Raw genomic sequence first — 21334 nt, forward strand, 5'->3', positions numbered from 1 at the left:
GGAACCTCCCGATGAGCAGCAACAAGATCGACTGCGACAGCTTCCTGTCGGAGCTGAAGGACCGCACCCCGGGACAGGAGGCCTTCCACCAGGCAGTGGGGGAGGTTGTGCCGGACATCCTGCCGGTCATCAACGATACGCCGGAGTACCGCGACGCCGCCTTGCTGCGGCGGCTGGTGGAGCCGGACCGGGTGATCAGCTTCCGGGTGGAGTGGGTGGATGACGACAACTGCGTGCAGGTGAACTGCGGCCACCGGGTGCAGTTCAACTCCGCCATCGGCCCCTATAAGGGCGGGCTTCGCTTTCACCCCAGCGTCGATTTGTCGATCCTCAAGTTCCTCGGCTTCGAGCAGACCTTCAAGAACGCGCTCACCGGCCTGCCGATGGGCGGCGGCAAGGGCGGGGCGGACTTCGACCCCTCGGGCCGCTCACCGGGCGAGATCATGCGGTTCTGCCAGGCCTTCATGGTGGCGCTGCACCACTACATCGGCCCCAACACCGATGTGCCGGCGGGCGACATCAATGTCGGCGCGCGGGAGATCGGCTGGCTGTTCGGCGCCTACCGCCGCATAACCAACGAATTCCAGGGCGCGCTCACCGGCAAGGGTGAGAGCTACGGCGGTTCGGAAATGCGGACCGAAGCGACGGGCGACGGTGTTGTGCAGTTCCTTGGCCACATGCTGGAACGCCACGGCAAGGACCTGGAGGGCAAGCGCGTGGCGGTCTCCGGCGCGGGTAACGTCGCAACGCACGCCGCCGAGCTGGCCCTGCGCCGGGGCGCCAAAGTGCTGACGCTTTCGGACAGCCGCGGCTTCATCCACGACAAGGATGGCTTGGACGAGGAAAAACTTGCCTGGGTGCGCGGCTTCAAGGCGGAGAAGGACGGCAGCCTGGAGGCTTATTCCAAAGAGTTCGGCGCCAGCTGGCAGGAGGGCAGCACGCCATGGGGCGTGGAATGCGATGTGGCTCTGCCTTGCGCCACCCAGAACGAGCTCGACGCCGATGACGCAGAAAAGCTGGTGAGGAACGGCTGTATGGCGCTGGCCGAAGGCGCCAACATGCCGCTGACCCCCGACGCCAAGAAGACGATCGCGGACAGCGGCATTCTCTTTGGCCCGGCAAAAGCCGCCAATGCAGGCGGGGTCGCGGTCTCCGGGCTGGAGATCAGCCAGAACCAGAGCCGCCGGTCGATGAGCTGCGAGCAGCTGGCCGAGGCGCTGCAGGACATTATGGAGCAGATCCATAACCGCTGCGCCGAGGCGGGCGAGGGAAAGGACGGCATCAACTATTCCAAGGGCGCAAATATCGCGGGCTTGCGTAAGGTGGCGGATGCGATGCTGGCGCAGGGGACTTTCTGACAGCGGCCGTCCCGGGCCAGGCGGGCATGGGGCAATCCGGGCAGGGAAGAAGGCGGGCCGCCGCCCGGGCACCGCCGTTCAGGCGAAGGCAGCCCGCAATAACAAAAGGCGCCCGAAGGCGCCTTGTTTTATTGGTCGGAGCGAGAGGATTCGAACCTCCGGCCCCTGCCTCCCGAAGACAGTGCTCTACCAGGCTGAGCTACGCTCCGACCGTGGCGCGTGAAGTATACCGCTGTTTGCGGTTTGGCAAGACCTATTCCACAGGTTTCTCGCCGGAATTCCGTTTCAGGAAAAACGACACATTCATACCGCCGCTGGGCACGGTGCGGGTACGGGTTTGCAGCACGGGCGTGTGGTCGGAGCGGCCGCCGCGGGCCTCGCGCAGAACGATGAAAACGCCGCTCGCAATGATTATCACGGCACCGATCAGCGTGGGCAGATCGACGGCCTCGTCAAACAGAATCACGCCGAAAACCGTGGCCCAGATTATTTGCGAATACTGCATCGGCGCGACAATCGCCGCTTCGCCGATGGAATAGGCGTTGACCACGAGCAGCGTCGCGATGAAGCCGAAGAGCGCGATGATGGCAAGACCCCCGAACGCCTGCGCTTCCATCGGGACATAGACGAAGGGCAGCGCCAGCCCCATGACCACGACGGTGGTCAGCATCGGGAATAGCATCACGACCACGCGCCGTTCGATGCTGCTCAGCTTGCGCAGGATAACCGATTGCGATGCACTGCCGAGGGCCGCGAGCAGGGCCGCCGCGTGGCCAAGGCCAAGCTCGGTCTCGCCCGGCCGAAGCACTACAAGCACTCCGGCAAAGCCCAGAAGCACCGCCGCCATCCGCGGCAGGCCGACCTTTTCACCCAGCACCGGGATCGACAAGAGCGTGATCAGAAGCGGCGTTGCAAACAGCAGCGCATAGGTCTGCGCCAGCGGCAGGACGGAAAATGCGTAAAAGGCGCTAGCGGGCACCACTGACATCGACAGCGACCGGAGCGCCATCCACCACGGGTGAACGGGCCGCAGGGTGCCGGGCGTCGCATCGCGCACCATCAAAAGCGTCAGCAGCGGAAAGGACAGAAGGCTGGAGAAGAAGACGATCTGGAAGGCCGACATTTCCGCGCTGATAAACTTCACCACCACGTCATGGGTGGAAAAAATAGCATAGGCAATGAGGGCGTAGAGCGCTGCCTTGGTATTCATGCCGTCTCCGAACGATCTGAAAAGCTTCCGGACGCAACCGCCCGCCTATAGCGCTAACGCCGCACGGGCGGCGCGCGCAAGAGCGGATTGGCCCGCAGGCGGGGCTTTTTTGCGGGGCGCGGCCCAAAGGCTGTTTCGCGCAGGCACCGCACAAAAAAGGGGCCGGAAGATCATCCTTCCGGCCCCGTTCAATTCACCAGGCGCAGATCAGAGGCTCGCGTCCAGCGCCGCGACGATGGCATCGCCCATCTGGCTGGTCGAGACCGGCTCCACGCCCTCTTCGCCCAGCAGGTCAGCGGTGCGCACGCCGTCGGCCAGCACCTTCTCGACCGCGGCTTCCAGGCGGGCAGCTTCCTCGCCCTGATCGAAGCTATAGCGCAGCGCCATGGCAAAGCTCAGGATGCAGGCAATCGGGTTGGCTTTGCCCTCACCCGCGATATCGGGCGCCGAGCCGTGCACGGGTTCATACAGTGCCTTCGGGCGGCCATTCGCCATCGGCGCGCCGAGCGAGGCGGAGGGCAGCATGCCGAGCGAGCCGGTCAGCATCGCGGCGCAGTCGGACAGGATGTCGCCAAACAGGTTGTCGGTCAGGATCACGTCGAACTGCTTGGGCGCGCGGACCAGCTGCATTGCGCCGTTGTCGGCGTACATGTGCGACAGCTCGACCTCCGGGTATTCCTGGCCGACGCGGGTCACCACCTCGCGCCACAGGATGCCGGATTCCATCACGTTGGCCTTCTCCATCGAGCAGAGCTTCTTGTTGCGGCGCATTGCCAGCTCGAAGGCCGACCGCGCGGCGCGCTCGATCTCGCTCTCGGTATAGCGCTGGGTGTTAATGCCGACGCGTTCGTTGCCTTCCTCGAAGATGCCGCGCGGCTCGCCGAAGTAGACGCCGGAGGTCAGCTCGCGGACGATCATGATGTCGAGGCCCGCGACGATGTCTTTCTTGAGCGAGGAGAAATCGGCAAGCGCATCAAAGCACTGCGCCGGGCGCAGGTTGGAGTAGAGATCCATTTCCTTGCGCAGGCGCAGAAGGCCGCGCTCGGGCTTCACCGAAAAGTCCAGGCCGTCGTATTTCGGCCCGCCCACGGCGCCAAGCAGCACCGCGTCCACTTCCTGCGCCTTGGCCATGGTCTCATCGGCAAGCGGCTTGCCGTGTTTGTCGTAGGCCGCGCCGCCGACCAGGTCCTCGCTCACATCGAACTGCAGGCCGCGCTTGTCGCCGAACCAGGAAATGATCTTGCGCACCTCGGCCATCACCTCGGGGCCAATCCCGTCTCCGGGCAGAATCAGAATCGATGGGTTGGGCATGCGCGTCCTCCTTGAAATCGCTGGCAAAGGGCCTAGCGGCAGAGGCGGGCAGGGTCAACAACGGCCTGCGGACGCACTTGCCGCAGGGGCGGGCAGGGCGGTTCAGGGCAGGGCGAGGTCGACCCAGACCAGCCGGTGGCGGCTTGCCATGGCGGCCGGATCGTCGGGAGTTTGCGGCCAGATCACCCCGGACCCGGAAATTGTAATGCCGGCGGAAGGCAGCACATAGTCGACCCGCATCCGGCCGGCGTTCTGCCACTCGACGGTGGCGGTACCTGCCTTCGGGCTTTCCGGCCGCGGATCCTGCAAACGCGGGTCGGCCAGGAGCGCGCGGATGGCCTCGCGGCGGCCGGCACCGTGCTCCGGGTCCAGATTGGCGCCGCCCGCGATCACGAAGGGCGCCTCGGGCGAAGGCCCCAGTGCGCCATCCAGCAGGTGCTGCCAAAGCCGGATCTCATCCGCGTTGCGGCGGCCATTGCGGTCCTCCGGCCCGTCAAACAGCGGCGTTCCGGCCTGGAAGGCCAGCACGTCGAGCCACCCGCCCCGCGGCAGCTCCACCGGCACCAGCCAATGCGCCACCGACGACAGCCGCTGCACCACCTGCGCCTCGGCTGACGGGTAGGGACGGCCGTCGTCGTGCCGCGGCAGATCCGCCCCGGGCAGATCGCGCCACAACAAGGCAGAGAAATCGCGCGCTTCCGTCTCCAGGAGGGGCAGGCGCGACAGCACCGCAAGCCCGCCATCGCCGCGGAAGCGCCCATAGCCCTGCGCATCGCCTGCATCGCCGATCCGGCCGTCGCCATCCATGTCCAGCGGCGGCTCCACCGGCAGCCCGGCGTTGGGCTGGCGCAGGAAACGGTGCGGATAGACGGCGCCCGCCTCCGCCAGCCGCTGCTGCAGGGCCGCCAGCGTGCGGCCCTCGGCATCCCAGTCGATGCCCTGCAGTACCAGCACATCCGGCCGGGCTTCGGCAATGATCGCCACCACTGCCGCCACTTGCGCATCCTCGCCGCGCAGGATGTCGCGCAGCATCAGCCCGGGGCCGCGGCGGGAAAGTTCGGCGTTGAAAGTGGCAATCCGCAGTGTTTCCGCCCAGCCCGGCGCGCCGGCAAGAGCCGCGGCGGCAATCAGCAGGAGCCGCGCCGCCAGCCGCCTCATGCGGTCTGCAAGGCTTCGGCGGCGCGGTGCGCGGCCCGGCGCTGCTGGGCGATCAGCGCCGCAATCCGCAGCATCGCCATGCCGCGCATGATCATCGAGGCGGGCACCAGCGCCCAGGCGGTGACGCTCCAGACCAGCACATGCGGCGCCGCCAGCAGGGCAGGGTCCACAAACCCCGCCGACAGCGTCACCGCCGCAGGAACCGCGAAGGGCAAAAGGATGCCGGCGATCACGTTGATCCGCCCGTCCCGCTGCAGGCGCTGCACCACATCCGCGCCGGTGGTCGGGTCAAACAGCGGCAGGTTCACCCAGACGTTGAAGGCGCCCTGGCCGACTGGCCACTGGCCGATGCGGATCACCAGCGCAAACAGCGCAATGGCGGCGATGGCCACCATTGAAGCAAGCCCCGAAGCATTGCGCACCGCCAGCACCGTCTCAGCCGCCGCTTGCGGCGGCATCATCAGCGTCGCGAGCTGCACCGGCGAATAGGCGAAATTCATCGCCGCTCCCAGCCGCGCAGCCAATTGCTGTACCAGCGCGGTCAGGCCCGTCGGCGCCAGCGGATGCGCCGCCAGCAGGCTCAACAGCCCCAGGGTCACCGCGCAGGCGGCAAAGCGCATCCGGTTGAACGGCGGCGCCTCGCGGAATTCCACGACGCTGGGGAACCGCGGGAAATATTCGGCGAAGGTCAGCGTCCCGGCCAGGAGCGCGATGAAGACCACGATCTCGGGCGAGGCGGTAGCGCCCGCGGGCAGCAGAAGTGCCGGCGCGGCCAGCATCAGGGCCACCAGCAAGCCGCGCAAGGCCGCGCCTGTAATACGTGCGATCACGTCAATCTGTCCCCTCGAACCGCGCCGGGCCGGCTTGTGCCTGCTCCGCTGCCGGATGTGCCGCCCGCAGGATCCGGGAGGCGCTGCCTCATTTTTGCCCTATTCTTGCCGGTTGGCGGCATCCTGCTCAAGCCGCCGAAGGGGGTGCAGCGGGGGGAAGGTGGCAGGAGTGGTGCGCGATTGCATCAGCGCCGCGCAAGCGCCACTAGATGTAGGGGGGACGTGAAGCTATGGCGCAAGGCGCGCCGCGGAAAGTGCAATTGTGGCAGGAATCTGGCAGCGCTCCCCTTGCCCTCCCGCCGCCACGCAAAAGAGCCGCCCCGGGAGGGACGGCTCGTTCCGGTTGTTCCGCACCCGGTGTCAGACCCAGGGGCGTTCCTGCGCGAGCTTATCCTCGTAAGACTTGATTGCGGGCGCCTTCTCCAGCGTCAGCCCGATGTCATCGAGCCCGTTCAGCAGGCAGTGCTTCTTGAAGGCGTCGACCTCGAACGGAATCGCGATGCCATCCGATGTAGTGATCTCCTGCGCTTCCAGGTCCACGGTCATGCGCGCGTTGGCCCCTTTTTCCGCGTCGGCCATCAGGATGTCGACCTGCTCCTGCGGCAGCACGATCGGCAGGATGCCGTTCTTGAAGCAGTTGTTGAAGAAGATGTCTGCAAAGGAGGTGGAGATCACGCATTTGATCCCGAAGTCCTTGATCGCCCAGGGCGCATGCTCGCGCGAAGAACCGCAGCCGAAGTTGTCGCCCGCCACCAGGATCTCGGCGTTGCGGTACTGCGGTTTGTTGAGCACGAACTCGGGAATTTCGGAGCCGTCGCGGTTATAGCGCATCTCGTCGAACAGGTTGACGCCAAAGCCGGTGCGCTGAATGGACTTCAGGAACACCTTGGGGATGATCATGTCGGTGTCGATGTTTACGAGCGGCATCGGGGCTGCGATGCCCTGCAGTTTGGTGAACTTTTCCATTACTCGTTTCCTTGTTTCTGGTGCTTCAGGCCGCTCAGATCAAATCCGATCTCCTCCGCGAAGCGGGCGATGAAGCTGTTGTGTTCGGGCCGGTGCGACTGGTGGTAGCGCCGCACCATCGAGGCATAGAGGTGAATGGCCAGCGTGTTTTCCGTGATCCAGCCGTCTTCCCGGCAGTGGCCGCTGAAGAGCACGTCGGTCAGCACGCCGCGCAGCGGGTAGAAGACATCCGGCTTGCACAGGTGCTCCGCCTCACCGGTCATCTTAAGCGTGTGCTCCAGCGCCCGCGGGCCAAGCGACGGGCGCTTCAACTCGAAGGCCTTCAACAGCCGCTGACCGGGCGCGGCCCTGCGCACCTCTTTCCGGACCTTCGGGCCAAGCCAGGAGGGGACCCACTCGGGGTCCTCGAACCAGTCCAGCAACTGGTTCAGAGCGGCCGAGCGCTTCGGCAGCCGCAGCACCGCGCCGTTGACCGACCGCGTTGGTTCATAGCCAACGTGATACTCCGCTTCCGGCAGCGGCCGGTAGCAGAGCACGTCGGTGTCGATCCAGATCATGTCTGTCTGCTTCAGCAGGTAAAGCCGGAACAGATCGGACAGCATCGAGGCTGGCGCTTCCCCGTGCCCTGCCGCGGCAGGGTCCCAGATCTCCGCCGCCGGGCAGGTGCGGACACTTGCCGGCACCGGCGGCGGGGCGGGCTGCGTATGGAACAGCACCACCTCGTGGCCGCGCTGCACGAAACTGGCCAGAGACAGTTCGTGCAGCCAGCTGAGGCGGTCGCCGATCCACAGGCTTGCCACCGCGGGAAGGGAAGGGCTGGACGGCATGGGGGCCCCCTCGGCTTAGATCAGCTCGCGCACATCCGTGAGCCTTCCCGTCAGCGCTGCGGCGGCGGCCATGGCCGGGCTTACCAGATGGGTGCGGCCCTTATAGCCCTGCCGGCCCTCGAAGTTGCGGTTCGAGGTAGCCGCACAGCGCTCGCCCGGCGCCAGCTGGTCGGGGTTCATCGCCAGGCACATCGAGCACCCCGCAAGGCGCCACTCGAAACCGGCTTCCTGGAAGATCTCGGCCAGCCCCTCCTCCTCGGCCTGGGCGCGCACGAGGCCCGAGCCCGGCACGATCATCGCGCGCAGGCCTTCCTTGATCTTCTTGCCCTTCACCACGTCGGCGACGGCGCGCAGGTCTTCGATCCGGCCGTTGGTGCAGGAGCCGATGAAGACCGTGTCGATCTCGATATCGGTGAGCTTCTGGCCCGGGGTCAGCCCCATGTATTCGATGGCGCGCTTGGCTGCTTCCACCTTGCCGCCTGAGAAATCCTCGGGGAAGGGCACGGTGCCGGTGATCGGCAGCACGTCCTCGGGCGAGGTGCCCCAGGTCACCACCGGCTCGATCTCCTCGGCGGCGATGGTGATCACCTTGTCGAAATGCGCGCCCTCATCGGTGTAAAGCGTCTTCCACCAGCTCAGCGCGGCTTCCCACTGCGCGCCCTTCGGCGCATGCGGGCGGCCCTTGACGTATTCGAAAGTGGTTTCGTCCGGCGCGATCAGACCTGCGCGGGCGCCGCCTTCGATCGCCATGTTGCAGACCGTCATGCGGCCTTCCATGCTGAGCGAGCGGATCGCCTCGCCGCAGTATTCGATCACGTAACCGGTGCCGCCGGCGGTGCCGGTTTTGCCGATCACAGCCAGGGTGATGTCCTTGGCGGTCACGCCCGGCTTCAGCTGGCCGGTGATCTCCACCTTCATGTTCTTGGACTTCTTCTGGATCAGCGTCTGGGTCGCCAGAACGTGCTCCACTTCCGAGGTGCCGATGCCATGCGCCAGCGCGCCGAAGGCGCCGTGGGTGGCGGTGTGGCTGTCGCCGCAGACCACGGTCATGCCGGGCAGGGTCCAGCCCTGTTCGGGGCCGACGATGTGCACGATGCCCTGGCGGATGTCATCCACCGGGTAATAATGCACGCCGAATTCCTTGGCGTTCTTGTCCAGCGCCTCAACCTGAATGCGGCTTTCCTCGTTCTCGATGCCCTTGGCGCGGTCCAGCGTGGTGGGCACGTTGTGGTCCGGCACCGCGATGGTCTTGTCCGGCGCGTGCACCGTGCGGCCGGCCATGCGCAGGCCTTCGAAGGCCTGCGGGCTGGTCACCTCGTGGACCAGGTGGCGGTCGATGTAGAGCAGGCAGGTGCCGTCCTCTGCTTCATGCGCGACATGCGCATCCCAGATCTTGTCGTAGAGTGTTTTGGGGGACATTGGTCCTCTCCCGTGATGTATTGGGGTATGCTGGCAAATGGCTGGGCATCCGCCTTATAGGCGGGCCAGCACCGTGCGGGCGGCGCCAAAGAACCGCTCGCGCAGGCGGGTGCGGTCTTGCAGTTCGATTTTCTGGGCCAATACGGGGGTCATGCGGGTGGGATACATCCGCCGGGGCCGGCAATCAAGATTCGTTGTCGCACTGCAGGGTGCCGGCCGAGACCGCCCCTTGCCCGCAGACGGCGCCCGGCGCATCCTGCCAGCAGGAGGGTCTTGAATGGACAGTGAAATCCTGCCGGATGGCGTCTTGCCCGGCTCCCTGCAGAGCAGTCTGGAGGGCGCGCTGGCCTGGGCATCCAACCTTGCCACCATCTACCTGATGCCGGGCTGGCGGCTCTATCAGCTGCTGATCGTGCTGGGGCTGGTGGCCGCGGCCTGGGCGCTGAAATTCGCAGCCGAACCGCCGCTGGACCGCTGGGCCCGCTCGCGCGAGGGCTGGCCGAAGTGGCGTCTGCGGCTGGTGGTGCAGATGCTGCGGCGTCTGCGGCTGGTCATTTTCGTGATCCTTTGCTGGGCCACCTTCCTGATCATGCGCGAGGTCACGTGGCCCTCGCGCAGCTACCTGATCGGAGTGGCGGCGACCCTAGCGACGGCCTGGCTGGTGATCGCCTTCCTCGCCCGGCTGGTGCAGAATCCGACGCTGCGCAAACTCTTCACCTGGGCGATGTGGATCTACGCGACGCTGGTTGCGCTCAGCCTCGACGATGACGCGGCGCGCATACTCGACAGCGTTGCGCTCGACATCGGCGAGGTGCATCTGTCGGTTCTGATGGTGCTGAAGGCGCTGGTGCTGGCGGCCGCACTCCTGACGCTGGCCCGGCTCGGCTCCAACACCGCCGCCGGCGGCCTGCGCCGCAACGAGGATATCTCGCCCTCGATGCAAGTGCTGCTGGGCAAGGCGGTGCAGGTGCTGTTCTACAGCCTTGCGGTGGTGATCACCATCCGCACTATCGGCTTTGACCTCACCGGGCTGGCGGTGCTCTCCGGTGCCATCGGTGTGGGCATCGGTTTTGGCTTGCAGAAGGTGGTCTCCAACCTGGTGTCCGGCATCATCATCCTGATGGACCGCTCGATCAAACCGGGCGACGTGATCTCGCTGGGAGAGACCTTCGGCTGGATCAACGCGCTTGGCGCGCGCTATGTTTCGGTGGTCACCCGCGACGGGCGGGAATACCTGATTCCGAACGAGGATTTCATCACCAGCGAGGTGGTGAACTGGTCGCATTCCGACCGCTACGTGCGGCTCGACCTCAAGTTCGGCACCAGCTACGGCGACGATCCCCACCGGGTGCGCGAGGTGGCCATCGACGCGGCGAAGACCTCAAGCCGGGTGCTGGCCGGACCGGGGCGCGACCCGGTCTGCCATATCACCGGCTTTGGCGACAGCAGCGTCGACTATGTGCTGCGGTTCTGGATCAGCGACCCCACCGGCGGGCTCACCAACATCCGCGGCAACGTCTACCTGGCGCTCTGGGACGCTTTTCAGGCTGAGGGCATTTCCATCCCCTTCCCGCAGCGCGAGGTGCGCAATCTCACGGATCCGAAACCGGCGCGGGTTGCGCCTGCGCAGCAGGAAGTGTAAGGGCGCGGGCTTGCAGCGGCGCGGCGTTCATTGAAAATCCACCCCGTGCTTGCTACATTAAAATCGACCCCAGCGCCGGGGGACGGACGGCGCGCAGCAAGGAGGACAATGTCCTGTCATTCGAACCTCACGCGGCAAATGCCGCTGTCAGCGGGGCAGCCGTGATGGCCGCCCGCAGCCAGCCCTCCAGCGAGCAGCTGCTGGAGCGTATCCTCTCCTCTCTCAGCGATGACAAGGCCGAAGATGTCGTGCAGATTGACCTGCGCGGCAAGACCTCGATCGGTGACTATATGGTGCTGGCCTCCGGCCGCTCCACCCGCCAGGTCGCGGCAATGGCCGAGAAGCTGACCGACCGGCTCAAGCAGGAGTACGGGCTCGTCAGCAAGGTCGAGGGCAAGGACACCGGCGATTGGGTGCTGATCGATACCGGTGACGTTGTTGTCCATATCTTCCGCCCGGAAGTGCGCGAGTTCTACCAGCTCGAGAAGATGTGGATGCCTGCAGGCGCCGCCGCCGCTCCGGCCGAGGGCTGAGCCCCCGGCCGGGATGACACCGGCCTGCATCCAGGCCCGTTTCCGGGCCGGATGTCCCGGACTTCGTCCCGGCCCGTGCCGAGGCGCGGGCCCGCCAGCCTTGGAACTGCCATGCGCCTGCATATCTGCGCGGTCGGCCGCTTGCGCGCCGGCCCGGAAAAAACGCTGATCGACGACTACCTCACCCGCTTCGACCGCACCGGCCGCGCGCTTGGCCTGGGGCCTGCGCGGGTGGTCGAGGTTGAGGACAAGAAGAACGCAGGGATGGCGGCCGAGGCGGCGCTCCTGCGCAAGGCGCTGCCCAAGGGCGCTGTGATCTGCACCCTGGACGAGCGCGGCAAGGTGATCTCCTCCCCCTCTTTCGCGGAAAAGCTCGCAGGCTGGCGCGACACCGGCCGCCAGGATCTGGCGCTGATCATTGGCGGCGCCGACGGCATCGACCCGGTCCTGAGGGCCGAGGCCGATTTCTCGCTCTCCTTCGGCAAGATGGTCTGGCCGCACATGCTTGTGCGGCTGATGCTGGCGGAACAGGTCTACCGCGCGGCAACCATCCTCGCCGGAAGCCCCTACCACCGTGAGTGAGCCCGCGGGGAGCTGCGCCTGCGGCGCAGGCCTCCAGCGGGGATATTCTCAGCCAGAAGAAGCGGCGGGTTTTGCCGCTGCCTCACCGCAGCTTTCCGGCGGCACCCGCATCAGAATCCTGCGCGACTGCGAGGCGAACTCGCGCCGGTAGAGCACCGCTAAAGTGATTGCAGCCGCCGCGATTAGCGCCACCGGCCCCGCCAGCCAGGCCACCGCCGCCAGCGCGAAGTAGGTCGACCGCATGCCGCGGTTGAAGCTGCGCGCCGCGGTGATGCTGATCTCCGCCGCCTGTTCCGCACGCTCATAGGCGAGCGCGTGGGTGCGGTCATTGGGCACCGCCGCCATCAGCACCGAGCAATAGCCGAACAGCCGGTGCGACCAGACGTATTTCAGGAAGGAATTGCTCAGGAGCAGCATCACCAGCAGCAGCTTCACCTCCAGCACGAAGGCGGGCACCGTATTCTGGGTCAGATCCTCCGCCACCCCTGCGAGCGGATCGGTATTGCCGATCAGCGCCAGCCCGCCGCCGATCGCGATCATCGCGGCCGAGGCGAAGAAGGCCGTCCCCTGGCGCAGGTTGCCCACCAGCTGCGCGTCGAAGATGCGCGGGTCGCGCTCCACCATGCGCCGCATCCAATCGCGCCGGAAATCCGCCATCAGCCAGGACACCGAAGGCCGCCCGCGCGGCGGGTGCTCGATGCGCCAGCCGATCCACATCCAGCCGCCCATGAGCAGCGCCAGCGCAGCGGCATCAAGGGGTGAAAACAGGGCAAGGCGTTCGGTCCACAGCATGGCGCCACCCTAGCGCGGCAATCTGTGCCTTGCCAGACAGGTGAAATTGGTAATATTATTTTACCAGATTGGAGGTCCCCATGCAGATGCCAGCCCCCGCGCCCGCCATTCTCGCCCGCAAGCCCAGCCTTGCCGCGCGGCTTGCCAAGGTGCTGCCCGCCGACGCGCTGATCACCGAGGAGGCGGAAACCCGCGCCTACGAATGCGACGCGCTCACCGCCTACCGCTGCCCGCCGATGCTGGTAGTTCTGCCGCGCAGTACCCGCGAAGTAGCCGATGTGCTGCGGATCTGCCACGAGGAAGGCGTGCCGGTAGTGCCGCGCGGGGCAGGAACCTCTCTGGCGGGCGGTGCGCTGCCCACCGCCGATTGCGTGCTGCTGGGCGTCGCCCGGATGAACGAGGTGCTGGAGACCGATTATCCGAACCGCGTGATCCGGGTGCAGGCAGGGCGCACCAACCTCTCCGTCACCGGCGCCGTGGCGGAGGAAGGCTTCTTCTACGCCCCCGACCCCTCCTCGCAGCTCGCCTGCGCCATCGCGGGCAATATCGCGATGAACTCGGGCGGGGCGCATTGCCTGAAATACGGCGTCACCACCAACAACCTCCTTGGAGTCACCATGGTGATGATGGACGGCACCGTGGTGGAGATCGGCGGTGCGCATCTGGATGCGGGCGGGCTCGACCTTCTCGGCGTGATCTGCGGCAGCGAGGGCCAGCTTGGAGTGGTCACCGAGGCAACCCTGCGCATCCTTCGCCAGCCCGAGGGCGCACGCCCGGTACTCGCCGCGTTTGACAGCGCCGAGGCCGCGGGCGCCTGCGTGTCGGACATCATCAAGGCGGGCGTGCTGCCGGTGGCGATCGAGTACATGGACCGCCCTTGCATCGAGGCCTGCGAAGCGTTCGCCAAGGCAGGCTACCCGCTCTGCGAGGCGCTGCTGATCATCGAGGTCGAGGGCAGCGAGGCGGAGATCGCCCACCAGCTCGGCCTGATCACTGAGATCGCCCGCGCCCACAACCCGCTGGAGCTGCGCGAAGCCGCCGACGCCGATGAGGCCGCGCGGATCTGGCTCGGCCGCAAATCCGCCTTCGGCGCCATGGGGCAGATCAACGACTATATGTGCCTCGACGGCACTATCCCGGTCTCCGAACTGCCCTTCGTGCTGCGCCGCATCGGCGAGATGAGCAAGGAGTTCGGCCTGCAGGTCGCCAATGTGTTCCACGCGGGCGACGGCAATATGCACCCGCTGATCCTGTTCGACGCCAACAAGCCCGGCGACCTGGAAACCTGCGAGGAATTCGGCGCCGCGATCCTCAAGCTCTGCGTCGAGGCGGGCGGCTGCCTTACCGGCGAGCACGGGGTGGGGATCGAGAAGCGCGACCTGATGCTGGAGCAGTACGGGGCCGCGGACCTGGAGGCGCAGCTGCGGGTCAAGGACGTGTTCGATCCTAAGTGGCTGCTGAACCCGGCCAAGGTGTTCCCGCTCTCGGTCACCGAGGAGCGCCGGAGCGTGGCGCTGGCAGCGCAGTGAGCGGCCCTAATCCCATGGGGGCTTTGCCCCCATACCCCCAGAGTATTTCGGGAAAGATGAAATGATGACACCTGATAGCGAGGCCGCGCTGGCCGAGGGGATCGCCGCGGCGAAAGGGCCCTTGTGCATCCAGGGCGGTGGCAGCCGCGGGCTGGACGTGGAGGGCACGGTGCTGAGCACCCGCGGGCTTTCGGGCGTGACGCTTTATGAGCCCGGCGCGCTGACGCTGGTGGTGCAGGCGGGCACCCCGGTGGCGGAAGTGGAGGCGCTGCTGGAGGAGCAAAACCAGCGCCTGGCGTTCGAGCCGATGGATCACCGCGGGCTTCTGGGCGGCGCGGGCGAGCCGACCATCGGCGGAGTTTTCGCCGCCAACGTCTCCGGCCCCCGGCGCATCCAGGCGGGCGCGGCGCGGGACTACCTGCTTGGGGTGCGCTTCGTAGACGGCTCCGGCCAGATTCTGCGCAACGGCGGCCGGGTTATGAAGAACGTGACCGGCTATGACCTGGTGAAGCTGATGTGCGGCGCCCATGGCACGCTTGGCGTATTGAGCGAGGTGGCGCTGAAGGTGCTGCCGCGGGCCGAGGCCTCTGCCACCCTGCGCCTGCCGAACCTCGGACTGGAAGCCGCGGTGGAGGCGATGTCGGCTGCCCTTGGCGCGCCTTATGACGTGAGCGGTGCCGCCTATGACGCCGAAAGCTTCCAGGTGTACCTGCGGCTCGAAGGCTTTGCCGCCTCGGTCGCCGAACGCAGCGGCAAGCTTGCGGCGTTGCTTGCGCCCTTCGGCGAGGCGGAGATCGTGGAGGGCGAGGACAGCCGCGCCCTCTGGCGCGGCATCAGGGATGTGGAGGCCTTTCATGGCCGGCCGGGCGATGTCTGGCGCATCTCGGTGAAGCCCAGCGACGCGGTGGAGCTTGCCCCGCCGCTGGAAGCGGAGGCGCTGCAGTTCGACTGGGGCGGCGGGCTGATTTGGGCGCTGGTTCCCGAAGGCACCGATCTGCGCCCGCGCCTCACCGTGCCGGGCCATGCGACGCTGGTGCGCGCCTCCCGCGCGACCCGTCAGCAGCTGGGTGTGTTCCAGCCGCAGCCAGGGCCGCTTGCCGCGCTCTCGGAAGGGCTGCGCCGCCAGTTCGACCCGAGAAGCATCCTCAACCTGGGCCTGATGGGGTAGCACATGCAGACCAATTTCACCGAAGAACAGCTCAAGGACCCGGGCATCCGGCGCGCCAACGAGATCCTGAGGTCCTGCGTCCACTGCGGTTTCTGCACCGCCACCTGCCCGACCTACCAGGTGCTCGGCGACGAACTCGACAGCCCGCGGGGGCGCATCTACCTGATCAAAGACATGCTCGAGAATGAGCGCGTGCCGGACGAGAAGACCGTGAAGCACATCGACCGATGCCTCAGCTGCCTCGCCTGCATGACCACCTGCCCCTCGGGCGTCCACTATATGCATCTGGTCGACCAGGCCCGTGCCTATATTGAAAAGCACTACGACCGGCCGTGGAGCGACCGCGCCCTGCGCTGGCTCTTGTCGCGCATCCTGCCCTACCCGGGCCGCTTCCGCCTGGCGCTGTTCGGCGCGCGGCTGGTCAAACCCTTCAAGGGGCTGATGCCGGATGCGCGGCTGCGCGCAATGCTCGACATGGCGCCGCGCCACATCCCGCCCGTCAGCCGCAACGACGACCCGCAGAGCTTCGCGCCGGAGGCGCCGCGCAGAAAACGCGTGGCGCTGATGACCGGCTGCGCGCAGAAGGCGCTCAACACCGACATCAACGACGCCACCATCCGCCTCCTGACCCGGCTCGGCTGCGAGGTGGTGGTGGCTAGGGGCGCGGGCTGCTGCGGCGCGCTCACCCACCACATGGGGCGCGAGGAGGAAAGCCACGCCGCCGCGGCAAAGAACATCCGCGCCTGGGCGGCGGAGATGGACGGGCAGGGGCTAGACGCCATCGTCATCAACACCTCGGGCTGCGGCACCACGGTGAAGGACTACGGCCACATGTTCCGCAACGAACCGCTGGCGGAAGATGCTGCACGGGTCTCTGGCATTGCCATGGATGTCTCCGAACTGCTGATGCAGCTGGACCTGCCCGAGGGCGCGGACAAGGAACTCACCGTCGCCTATCACGCGGCCTGCTCGCTGCAGCACGGCCAGCAGATCAAGACCCACCCCAAGACGCTCCTGAAACGCGCAGGCTTCACCGTGGTGGAGCCCGCCGACAGCCACCTCTGCTGCGGCTCGGCGGGCACCTACAACCTTTTACAGCCGGAAATCTCCGCCGAGCTGAAGGCGCGCAAGGTGAAAACGCTGGAAGCAAAACAGCCCGACCTTATCGCGGCCGGAAATATCGGCTGCATGATGCAGATCGGTTCCGGCACCGCGCTGCCCATCGTGCATACGGTGGAACTTCTCGACTGGGCGACCGGCGGCCCCAAACCCCCGGCACTGAGCGCAGACCCCGTCCGGGAACCAGCGGTGCCGCGCCTGCGCTGAGCCCTGTCTCAGCCACCGCGCAACTTATTCCGCACCCAGCCCCGCAAAATGATTTTGCGGGGCTGTATCTGCCCGCCGCTTGCCGTATTTTTGCCGGACGTGCGCAGTAATCTCCCGCAACGACAAGCACGCCGGGCGGAAAAGAGGAGAGGCAGTTGAGGCATTGGAAACCGGCGCTGGTCTCGGCGCTCCTGGCAGCGCTGCTGCCGTTTGCCGCCGCCGCGCAGGACAGCCGTCTGCAACGGCTCGATACCACCGACGCTGGCCGCCAGTGGGAGGCCGTGGGGCGGCTCGACGTCAACGGCACGGGCTATTGCACTGGCGCGCTGATAGCGCCCGACCTGGTGCTGACTGCCGCGCATTGCCTGTTCGACAGCCGCAGCGGCGCCCCGATCGAGCCGCAAACCATCGAGTTCCTCGCGGGCTGGCGCAACGGCCGCGCCTCCGCCTACCGCAGTGTGCGCCGGGCCGTGGTGCATCCGTCTTACGCTTTCGGCGGCGAGATCTCGACCGACCGGGTGCGCAACGATATCGCTCTGCTGCAGCTGCAGCGGCCGATCCGGAACACCACTGTGGTTCCGTTCGCGACTGACACCCGGCCCCGCAAGGGCGCCCGCATCGGAGTGGTCTCCTACGCGCACGACCGTTCGGAAGCACCCTCGCTGCAGGAGGTTTGCAACGTGGTGGCCCGCCAGCAGGGGGTTCTGGTGATGTCCTGCGACGTCGATTTCGGCTCCTCCGGCGCGCCGGTCTTCTCCTTCGAGGGCGGCACACCGCGGATTGTCTCGGTGGTTTCCGCCAAGGCCGAGGCTGATGGCCAGCGGGTCTCCCTCGGGGCCTCGCTGGCGGAGGATCTGGCGCTTCTGCAGGCGCAGCTCACCGGGGTGCAGACCGGCGGCCGCCTGCCGCCCGGCGTGGGCCGCGTGAGGGTGGGTGAGGGGCGCGGCAGCAGCGGTGCCAAATTCCTCCGTCCCGGCGGCTGAGACCTCTTGAACCGCCTGTCTCAGCGCCTATCTCTGCGGGGTCCGGGCCGCCTCTGACAGGGGCCCGGGAATTTCCACGCCTGTCCCGGACGGGAAGGCACCACCGCAAATCGCTCATGAATGAGGATGAAACATGCGTACGTTTGATTTTGCACCGCTGCACCGTGCAACCATCGGCTTTGACCAGATTGCCGACCTGATGGACCGGGCGCTGAGCGCTGATGTCGCGCAGTCCAGCTACCCCCCCTACAACATCGAGAAGACTGACGCCGACAGCTACCGCATTTCGATTGCCGTGGCCGGCTTCGACGAATCCGACCTGAGCGTCGAGGTCCGCGAAAACGCGCTGATTGTCGCCGCCAAGAAGGCCTCTGAGGAAGAAGAGCGCACCTATCTGCACCGCGGCATCGCCACCCGGGCGTTCGAGCGCCGCTTTACCCTGGCCGACCACGTCCGCGTGACCGGCGCCAGCCACGAAAACGGCATGCTGCACATCGACCTGAAGCGCGAAGTGCCCGAAGCGCTGAAGCCGCGCCGGATCGAGATCGCCTCGGCCCAGCCAAAGCACAAGGAACTGGAAGCCAAGCCGGTCAACTGATCCGGCAGCTTCGCCACCAAGTGTTTCGCGTGAAACAGCCCCCCCCCGGTACCGCCGGGGGGCTTCGTGCTTTCAATGCGGCACATCTCCCCCAGCGCGGGCAAAACCGGCACCAGCCACTTTCTGACCCAAAATACCCCCGCCGGAGGCACCGGTCTTTCCTGTGGTAAAGGCCGGTTATTGCTCCCAGCGCGGAACAAGGCCGCAGGCCGCCGCGCATCGCCGGCGCGCCCCAACGCGGCGGCGATTTGGTTTCGGCTAGGCGGTCCCTCGAGAAGTTGTACGGACTGTCGCAGACATAAACTGCCAACCATGCCTGCCCGGATCGCCACCGCGCGCGCCGGAGATGCGCGGCTCTTGGCAGCGGCGGCCAGCATTGCTCTCGCATCGATCGAACGAAAAAAGCCGCGGTACGGAACCGCGGCCCTTTGTGCCTCTATCGCGTGCGGATCAGACGGCCATGCAGATGTACTTCATCTCCAGATAGTCCTCGATGCCGTGGTGGCTGCCTTCCCGGCCGAGGCCCGACTGCTTGACGCCGCCGAAGGGTGCCACCTCGGTGGAGATAATGCCGGTGTTCACTCCGACGATCCCGTATTCCAGTGCTTCGGCCACTTTGTAGACCCGGCTCAGGTCCTTGGCGTAGAAGTAGGAGGCAAGCCCGAAGATGGTGTCATTCGCCATCGCGATCACCTCGTCCTCGTCCTCGAACTTGAACAGCGGCGCAAGCGGGCCGAAGGTTTCCTCGGTTGCAAAGGCCATCTCCTGCGTCGCGCCGATGACCACTGTGGGCTGGAAGAAGGTGCCGCCAAGCTCGGACGGGTTGCCGCCGAGGATCACGCTGCCGCCCTTGGACTTGGCGTCTGCGATGTGCTCTTCGACCTTCTCCACCGCGTCCTTGGTGATCAGCGGCCCGAAATCGGTGCCTTCGTCCAGCCCGTCGCCCACCTTCATCTTCTCAAGCGCTGCCTTCAGCTTCTCCGCAAAGGCGTCATAGACGCCCGCCTGCACGTAGATCCGGTTGGCGCAGACGCAGGTCTGTCCGTTGTTGCGGAACTTGCACATGATCGCGCCTTCGACCGCAGCATCCAGATCGGCGTCGTCGAACACGATGAAGGGCGCGTTGCCGCCCAGTTCCATCGAGCATTTCATCACCTGCTCGGAGGCCTGCTTCAGCAAGATGCGGCCAACCTCGGTGGAGCCGGTGAAAGTGAGCTTGCGCACCGCAGGGTTCTCGCAAAATTCCTTGCCCACCTCGGACGAGCGCGACGACGGCACCACGTTGAACACGCCCGCGGGGATCCCTGCGCGCTCCGCCAGCACTGCCAGCACGATAGCCGAGAGCGGCGTCTCCGCCGCCGGGCGCGCGACGAAGGAACAGCCCGCCGCCAGGGCCGGGCCGGCCTTGCGGGTGATCATCGCGTTGGGGAAGTTCCACGGCGTGATCGAGGCCGCAACCCCGATCGGCTGCTTGATCACGGTGATGCGCTTGTCGCGCTGATGGCCGGGAATGGTCTCGCCATAGATGCGCTTGGCCTCCTCGGCGAAGAACTCCACGAAGGAGGCCCCATAGGCGACCTCGCCGCGCGATTCCGTCAAGGGCTTGCCCATCTCGGCGGTGAGGATCACCGCCAGGTCCTCCTGGTTCTCCATCATCAGGTCGAACCACTTGCGCAGCACTTGGGCGCGTTCCTTGCCGGTCCACTTGGCCCAGTCTTTCTGCGCCGCCTCTGCCTGGGCGATGGCGCCTGCCACCTGCGCGCGGCTCACGTCAGCCACTTTGGCGATCACATCGCCGCGGGCCGGATTGGTGACATCGAAGGTGCCGTCCCCCTCGGTGAACTTGCCGCCGATGTAGGCGCGCGTCTCCAGCAGGCTGGGATCTTTCAGAAGCGATTTCAGGTCTGTGGTATCGTCAAGCATCGCGGGCCTCCCTCTCGGTTCTGGATGAATGCAAAGCAGCTGTCCTTGCATATGTCCAGCAGGAAGCATGAGTCCAGAATATGATCAAATCCGAGGTGGAGAAAATTGACATCGCCACTGCGACACTGTCTGCTAGCGGCAAAACAGAATGAATGGGGAGACCGGGCATGGAACTGGACGACGCCTACGCCAATGGCGCTTATATCCAAGGGGCCGACAAGTACCCGCCGCGCTGGGCTGCCTCGGCCGAGGATTTCCGAAACAGCCTGCATGACCGCGCCCGGCTGGACATTCCCTATGGCGAGAGCCCGCGGCAGCGCTTTGATCTGTTCATGCCCGAGGGCGCGCCGAAAGGGCTGTTCATCTTCGTGCACGGCGGCTACTGGCTGGCGTTCGACAAGAGCTCCTGGTCGCATCTGGCGCGGGGCGCGATGGCGCATGGCTGGGCGGTTGCGATGCCGTCCTACGATCTCTGCCCCGAGGTGCGGATCGCCGACATCACCCGGCAGATCACCACTGCCGTGACCCGGATCGCGGAAGAGGTCGAGGGGCCGATCGCGCTCGCGGGCCATTCTGCTGGCGGCCACCTGGTGGCGAGGATGCTGGACACGGCGCTCGTGCCTGCCTCGGTGGGGGAGCGCATCAAGACGGTGATCCCGATCTCGCCGCTTGCGGACCTGCGGCCGCTGCTGCGCACTACGATGAACCAGAAGTTCAAGATGGACTCGGCGGCCGCGATAGCCGAAAGCCCGGTAGAGATGACCAGCCGCTACCCGGCTGAGGTCACCGTCTGGGTCGGCGGCGAGGAGCGCCCGGCCTTCCTCGATCAGGCAATCTGGCTGGTCGAGGCCTGGGACGCCGCCCATGTGATTGCCTTCGGCAAGCACCATTTCAACGTCATCGACCCGCTAGCCGACCCGGAAAGCGATCTGGTGGCGCTGATCGTGAATTGATCTCCGGTCCGGCCGGGAGGCCGGGCGGCGGCCGTCCCTCCCCGCGGGAGGGCGCTGGAGCGCGCACCCAAAGTCCACCGCGGCCCAGAGCGGGAGATAGCCTGCCGGCAGCTCCTTTTTTTCTTGCCAGAATCCCGTTTCCGCCGCATCTTCCGCGCAAGGGCCAGGCGATGGCGTCGCCGCATGGGATACATGGTGCCCCCACATTCCAAAATCCGTCCTGAAC

20 protein-coding genes and 1 tRNA gene are annotated in these 21334 nt (G+C 66.3%); 10 read left to right on the plus strand and 11 right to left on the minus strand.

The features are described from left to right. Positions 1 to 11: 11 nt before the first annotated feature. Entirely contained in the window at positions 12 to 1358 is a 1347-nt protein-coding gene (gdhA, locus tag ACOHWE_RS07845; protein WP_420665462.1) for an NADP-specific glutamate dehydrogenase, read from the plus strand. Between the two features lie 132 nt (positions 1359 to 1490). Here gdhA and ACOHWE_RS07850 read toward each other — a convergent pair. The 9 genes from ACOHWE_RS07850 to ACOHWE_RS07890 form a co-directional block, all read right to left on the minus strand. Further along, positions 1491 to 1567, minus strand: a tRNA-Pro gene (locus tag ACOHWE_RS07850). A 44-nt stretch (positions 1568 to 1611) separates the two neighbouring features. Then, positions 1612 to 2568, minus strand: coding sequence for a DMT family transporter (locus ACOHWE_RS07855; protein WP_420665463.1), 957 nt, complete (start codon positions 2566 to 2568; stop codon positions 1612 to 1614). Positions 2569 to 2775: 207 nt separating this feature from the next. Then, entirely contained in the window at positions 2776 to 3879 is a 1104-nt protein-coding gene (gene leuB, locus ACOHWE_RS07860; protein WP_420665465.1) for a 3-isopropylmalate dehydrogenase, read from the minus strand. Between the two features lie 102 nt (positions 3880 to 3981). Continuing rightward, the gene (locus ACOHWE_RS07865; protein WP_420665466.1) at positions 3982 to 5037 is read right to left on the minus strand and encodes an endonuclease/exonuclease/phosphatase family protein; all 1056 of its coding nucleotides are present in this window, start codon (positions 5035 to 5037) and stop codon (positions 3982 to 3984) included. Continuing rightward, a complete protein-coding gene (locus ACOHWE_RS07870) occupies positions 5034 to 5867 on the minus strand; it encodes a hypothetical protein (protein WP_420665468.1) in 834 nt (277 codons plus the stop codon). The genes ACOHWE_RS07865 and ACOHWE_RS07870 overlap by 4 nt, the downstream gene beginning before the upstream one ends. 360 nt (positions 5868 to 6227) lie before the next feature. Then, positions 6228 to 6833, minus strand: coding sequence for a 3-isopropylmalate dehydratase small subunit (leuD, locus tag ACOHWE_RS07875; RefSeq protein ID WP_420665469.1), 606 nt, complete (start codon positions 6831 to 6833; stop codon positions 6228 to 6230). Next, positions 6833 to 7660, minus strand: a complete 828-nt coding sequence (locus ACOHWE_RS07880) for a glycosyltransferase family 32 protein (RefSeq protein ID WP_420665470.1) — start codon at positions 7658 to 7660, stop codon at positions 6833 to 6835. Before ACOHWE_RS07880 ends, leuD begins: the two co-directional genes overlap by 1 nt. A 15-nt stretch (positions 7661 to 7675) precedes the next feature. Continuing rightward, the gene (gene leuC / locus ACOHWE_RS07885) at positions 7676 to 9079 is read right to left on the minus strand and encodes a 3-isopropylmalate dehydratase large subunit (protein WP_420665472.1); all 1404 of its coding nucleotides are present in this window, start codon (positions 9077 to 9079) and stop codon (positions 7676 to 7678) included. A 54-nt stretch (positions 9080 to 9133) separates the two neighbouring features. Then, positions 9134 to 9232 carry an isopropylmalate isomerase gene (locus ACOHWE_RS07890; protein ID WP_420665474.1) on the minus strand — a complete coding sequence of 33 codons (99 nt, stop codon included), beginning with the start codon at positions 9230 to 9232 and terminating at the stop codon, positions 9134 to 9136. A 124-nt stretch (positions 9233 to 9356) separates the two neighbouring features. On the opposite strand from ACOHWE_RS07890, the gene ACOHWE_RS07895 reads away from it, so the two are divergent. From ACOHWE_RS07895 to rlmH, 3 genes are all read left to right on the plus strand, one after another. Beyond that, complete coding sequence (locus ACOHWE_RS07895) at positions 9357 to 10721, plus strand: mechanosensitive ion channel family protein (protein WP_420665475.1); 1365 nt, start codon at positions 9357 to 9359, stop codon at positions 10719 to 10721. Positions 10722 to 10885: 164 nt separating this feature from the next. Then, positions 10886 to 11254, plus strand: a complete 369-nt coding sequence (gene rsfS / locus ACOHWE_RS07900) for a ribosome silencing factor (RefSeq protein ID WP_420665476.1) — start codon at positions 10886 to 10888, stop codon at positions 11252 to 11254. Positions 11255 to 11365: 111 nt separating this feature from the next. Beyond that, positions 11366 to 11836 carry a 23S rRNA (pseudouridine(1915)-N(3))-methyltransferase RlmH gene (rlmH, locus tag ACOHWE_RS07905; RefSeq protein WP_420665477.1) on the plus strand — a complete coding sequence of 157 codons (471 nt, stop codon included), beginning with the start codon at positions 11366 to 11368 and terminating at the stop codon, positions 11834 to 11836. 48 nt (positions 11837 to 11884) lie between these two features. Here the strand turns inward: rlmH and ACOHWE_RS07910 are convergent, their stop codons facing one another. Further along, positions 11885 to 12628: a DUF599 domain-containing protein gene (locus tag ACOHWE_RS07910; protein WP_420665479.1), complete on the minus strand. Its 744-nt coding sequence runs from the start codon at positions 12626 to 12628 to the stop codon at positions 11885 to 11887. Positions 12629 to 12708: 80 nt separating this feature from the next. Here ACOHWE_RS07910 and ACOHWE_RS07915 point away from each other — a divergent pair, with 80 nt between their 5' ends. The 5 genes from ACOHWE_RS07915 (at position 12709) to ACOHWE_RS07935 (ending at position 18232) form a co-directional block, all read left to right on the plus strand. Then, positions 12709 to 14157: an FAD-linked oxidase C-terminal domain-containing protein gene (locus ACOHWE_RS07915; protein ID WP_420665480.1), complete on the plus strand. Its 1449-nt coding sequence runs from the start codon at positions 12709 to 12711 to the stop codon at positions 14155 to 14157. Between the two features lie 64 nt (positions 14158 to 14221). Further along, entirely contained in the window at positions 14222 to 15325 is a 1104-nt protein-coding gene (locus ACOHWE_RS07920; RefSeq protein WP_420665922.1) for an FAD-binding protein, read from the plus strand. Between the two features lie 3 nt (positions 15326 to 15328). Beyond that, a complete protein-coding gene (glcF, locus tag ACOHWE_RS07925) occupies positions 15329 to 16651 on the plus strand; it encodes a glycolate oxidase subunit GlcF (RefSeq protein WP_420665482.1) in 1323 nt (440 codons plus the stop codon). A gap of 155 nt (positions 16652 to 16806) precedes the next feature. Beyond that, positions 16807 to 17634, plus strand: a complete 828-nt coding sequence (locus tag ACOHWE_RS07930; protein ID WP_420665484.1) for a trypsin-like serine peptidase — start codon at positions 16807 to 16809, stop codon at positions 17632 to 17634. Between the two features lie 133 nt (positions 17635 to 17767). Further along, a complete protein-coding gene (locus tag ACOHWE_RS07935; protein ID WP_420665485.1) occupies positions 17768 to 18232 on the plus strand; it encodes an Hsp20 family protein in 465 nt (154 codons plus the stop codon). Positions 18233 to 18682: 450 nt separating this feature from the next. On the opposite strand, the gene ACOHWE_RS07940 is transcribed toward ACOHWE_RS07935, so the two are convergent. Continuing rightward, on the minus strand, positions 18683 to 20155 hold the full coding sequence (locus ACOHWE_RS07940; protein ID WP_420665486.1) for an NAD-dependent succinate-semialdehyde dehydrogenase: 1473 nt from the start codon (positions 20153 to 20155) through the stop codon (positions 18683 to 18685). 167 nt (positions 20156 to 20322) lie between these two features. Here ACOHWE_RS07940 and ACOHWE_RS07945 point away from each other — a divergent pair, with 167 nt between their 5' ends. Then, on the plus strand, positions 20323 to 21108 hold the full coding sequence (locus ACOHWE_RS07945; protein WP_420665487.1) for an alpha/beta hydrolase: 786 nt from the start codon (positions 20323 to 20325) through the stop codon (positions 21106 to 21108). The last annotated feature ends 226 nt before the right edge of the window (positions 21109 to 21334 follow it).

This window comes from Cribrihabitans neustonicus, assembly GCF_048820895.1.
GTDB lineage: Bacteria > Pseudomonadota > Alphaproteobacteria > Rhodobacterales > Rhodobacteraceae > Cribrihabitans_A > Cribrihabitans_A neustonicus.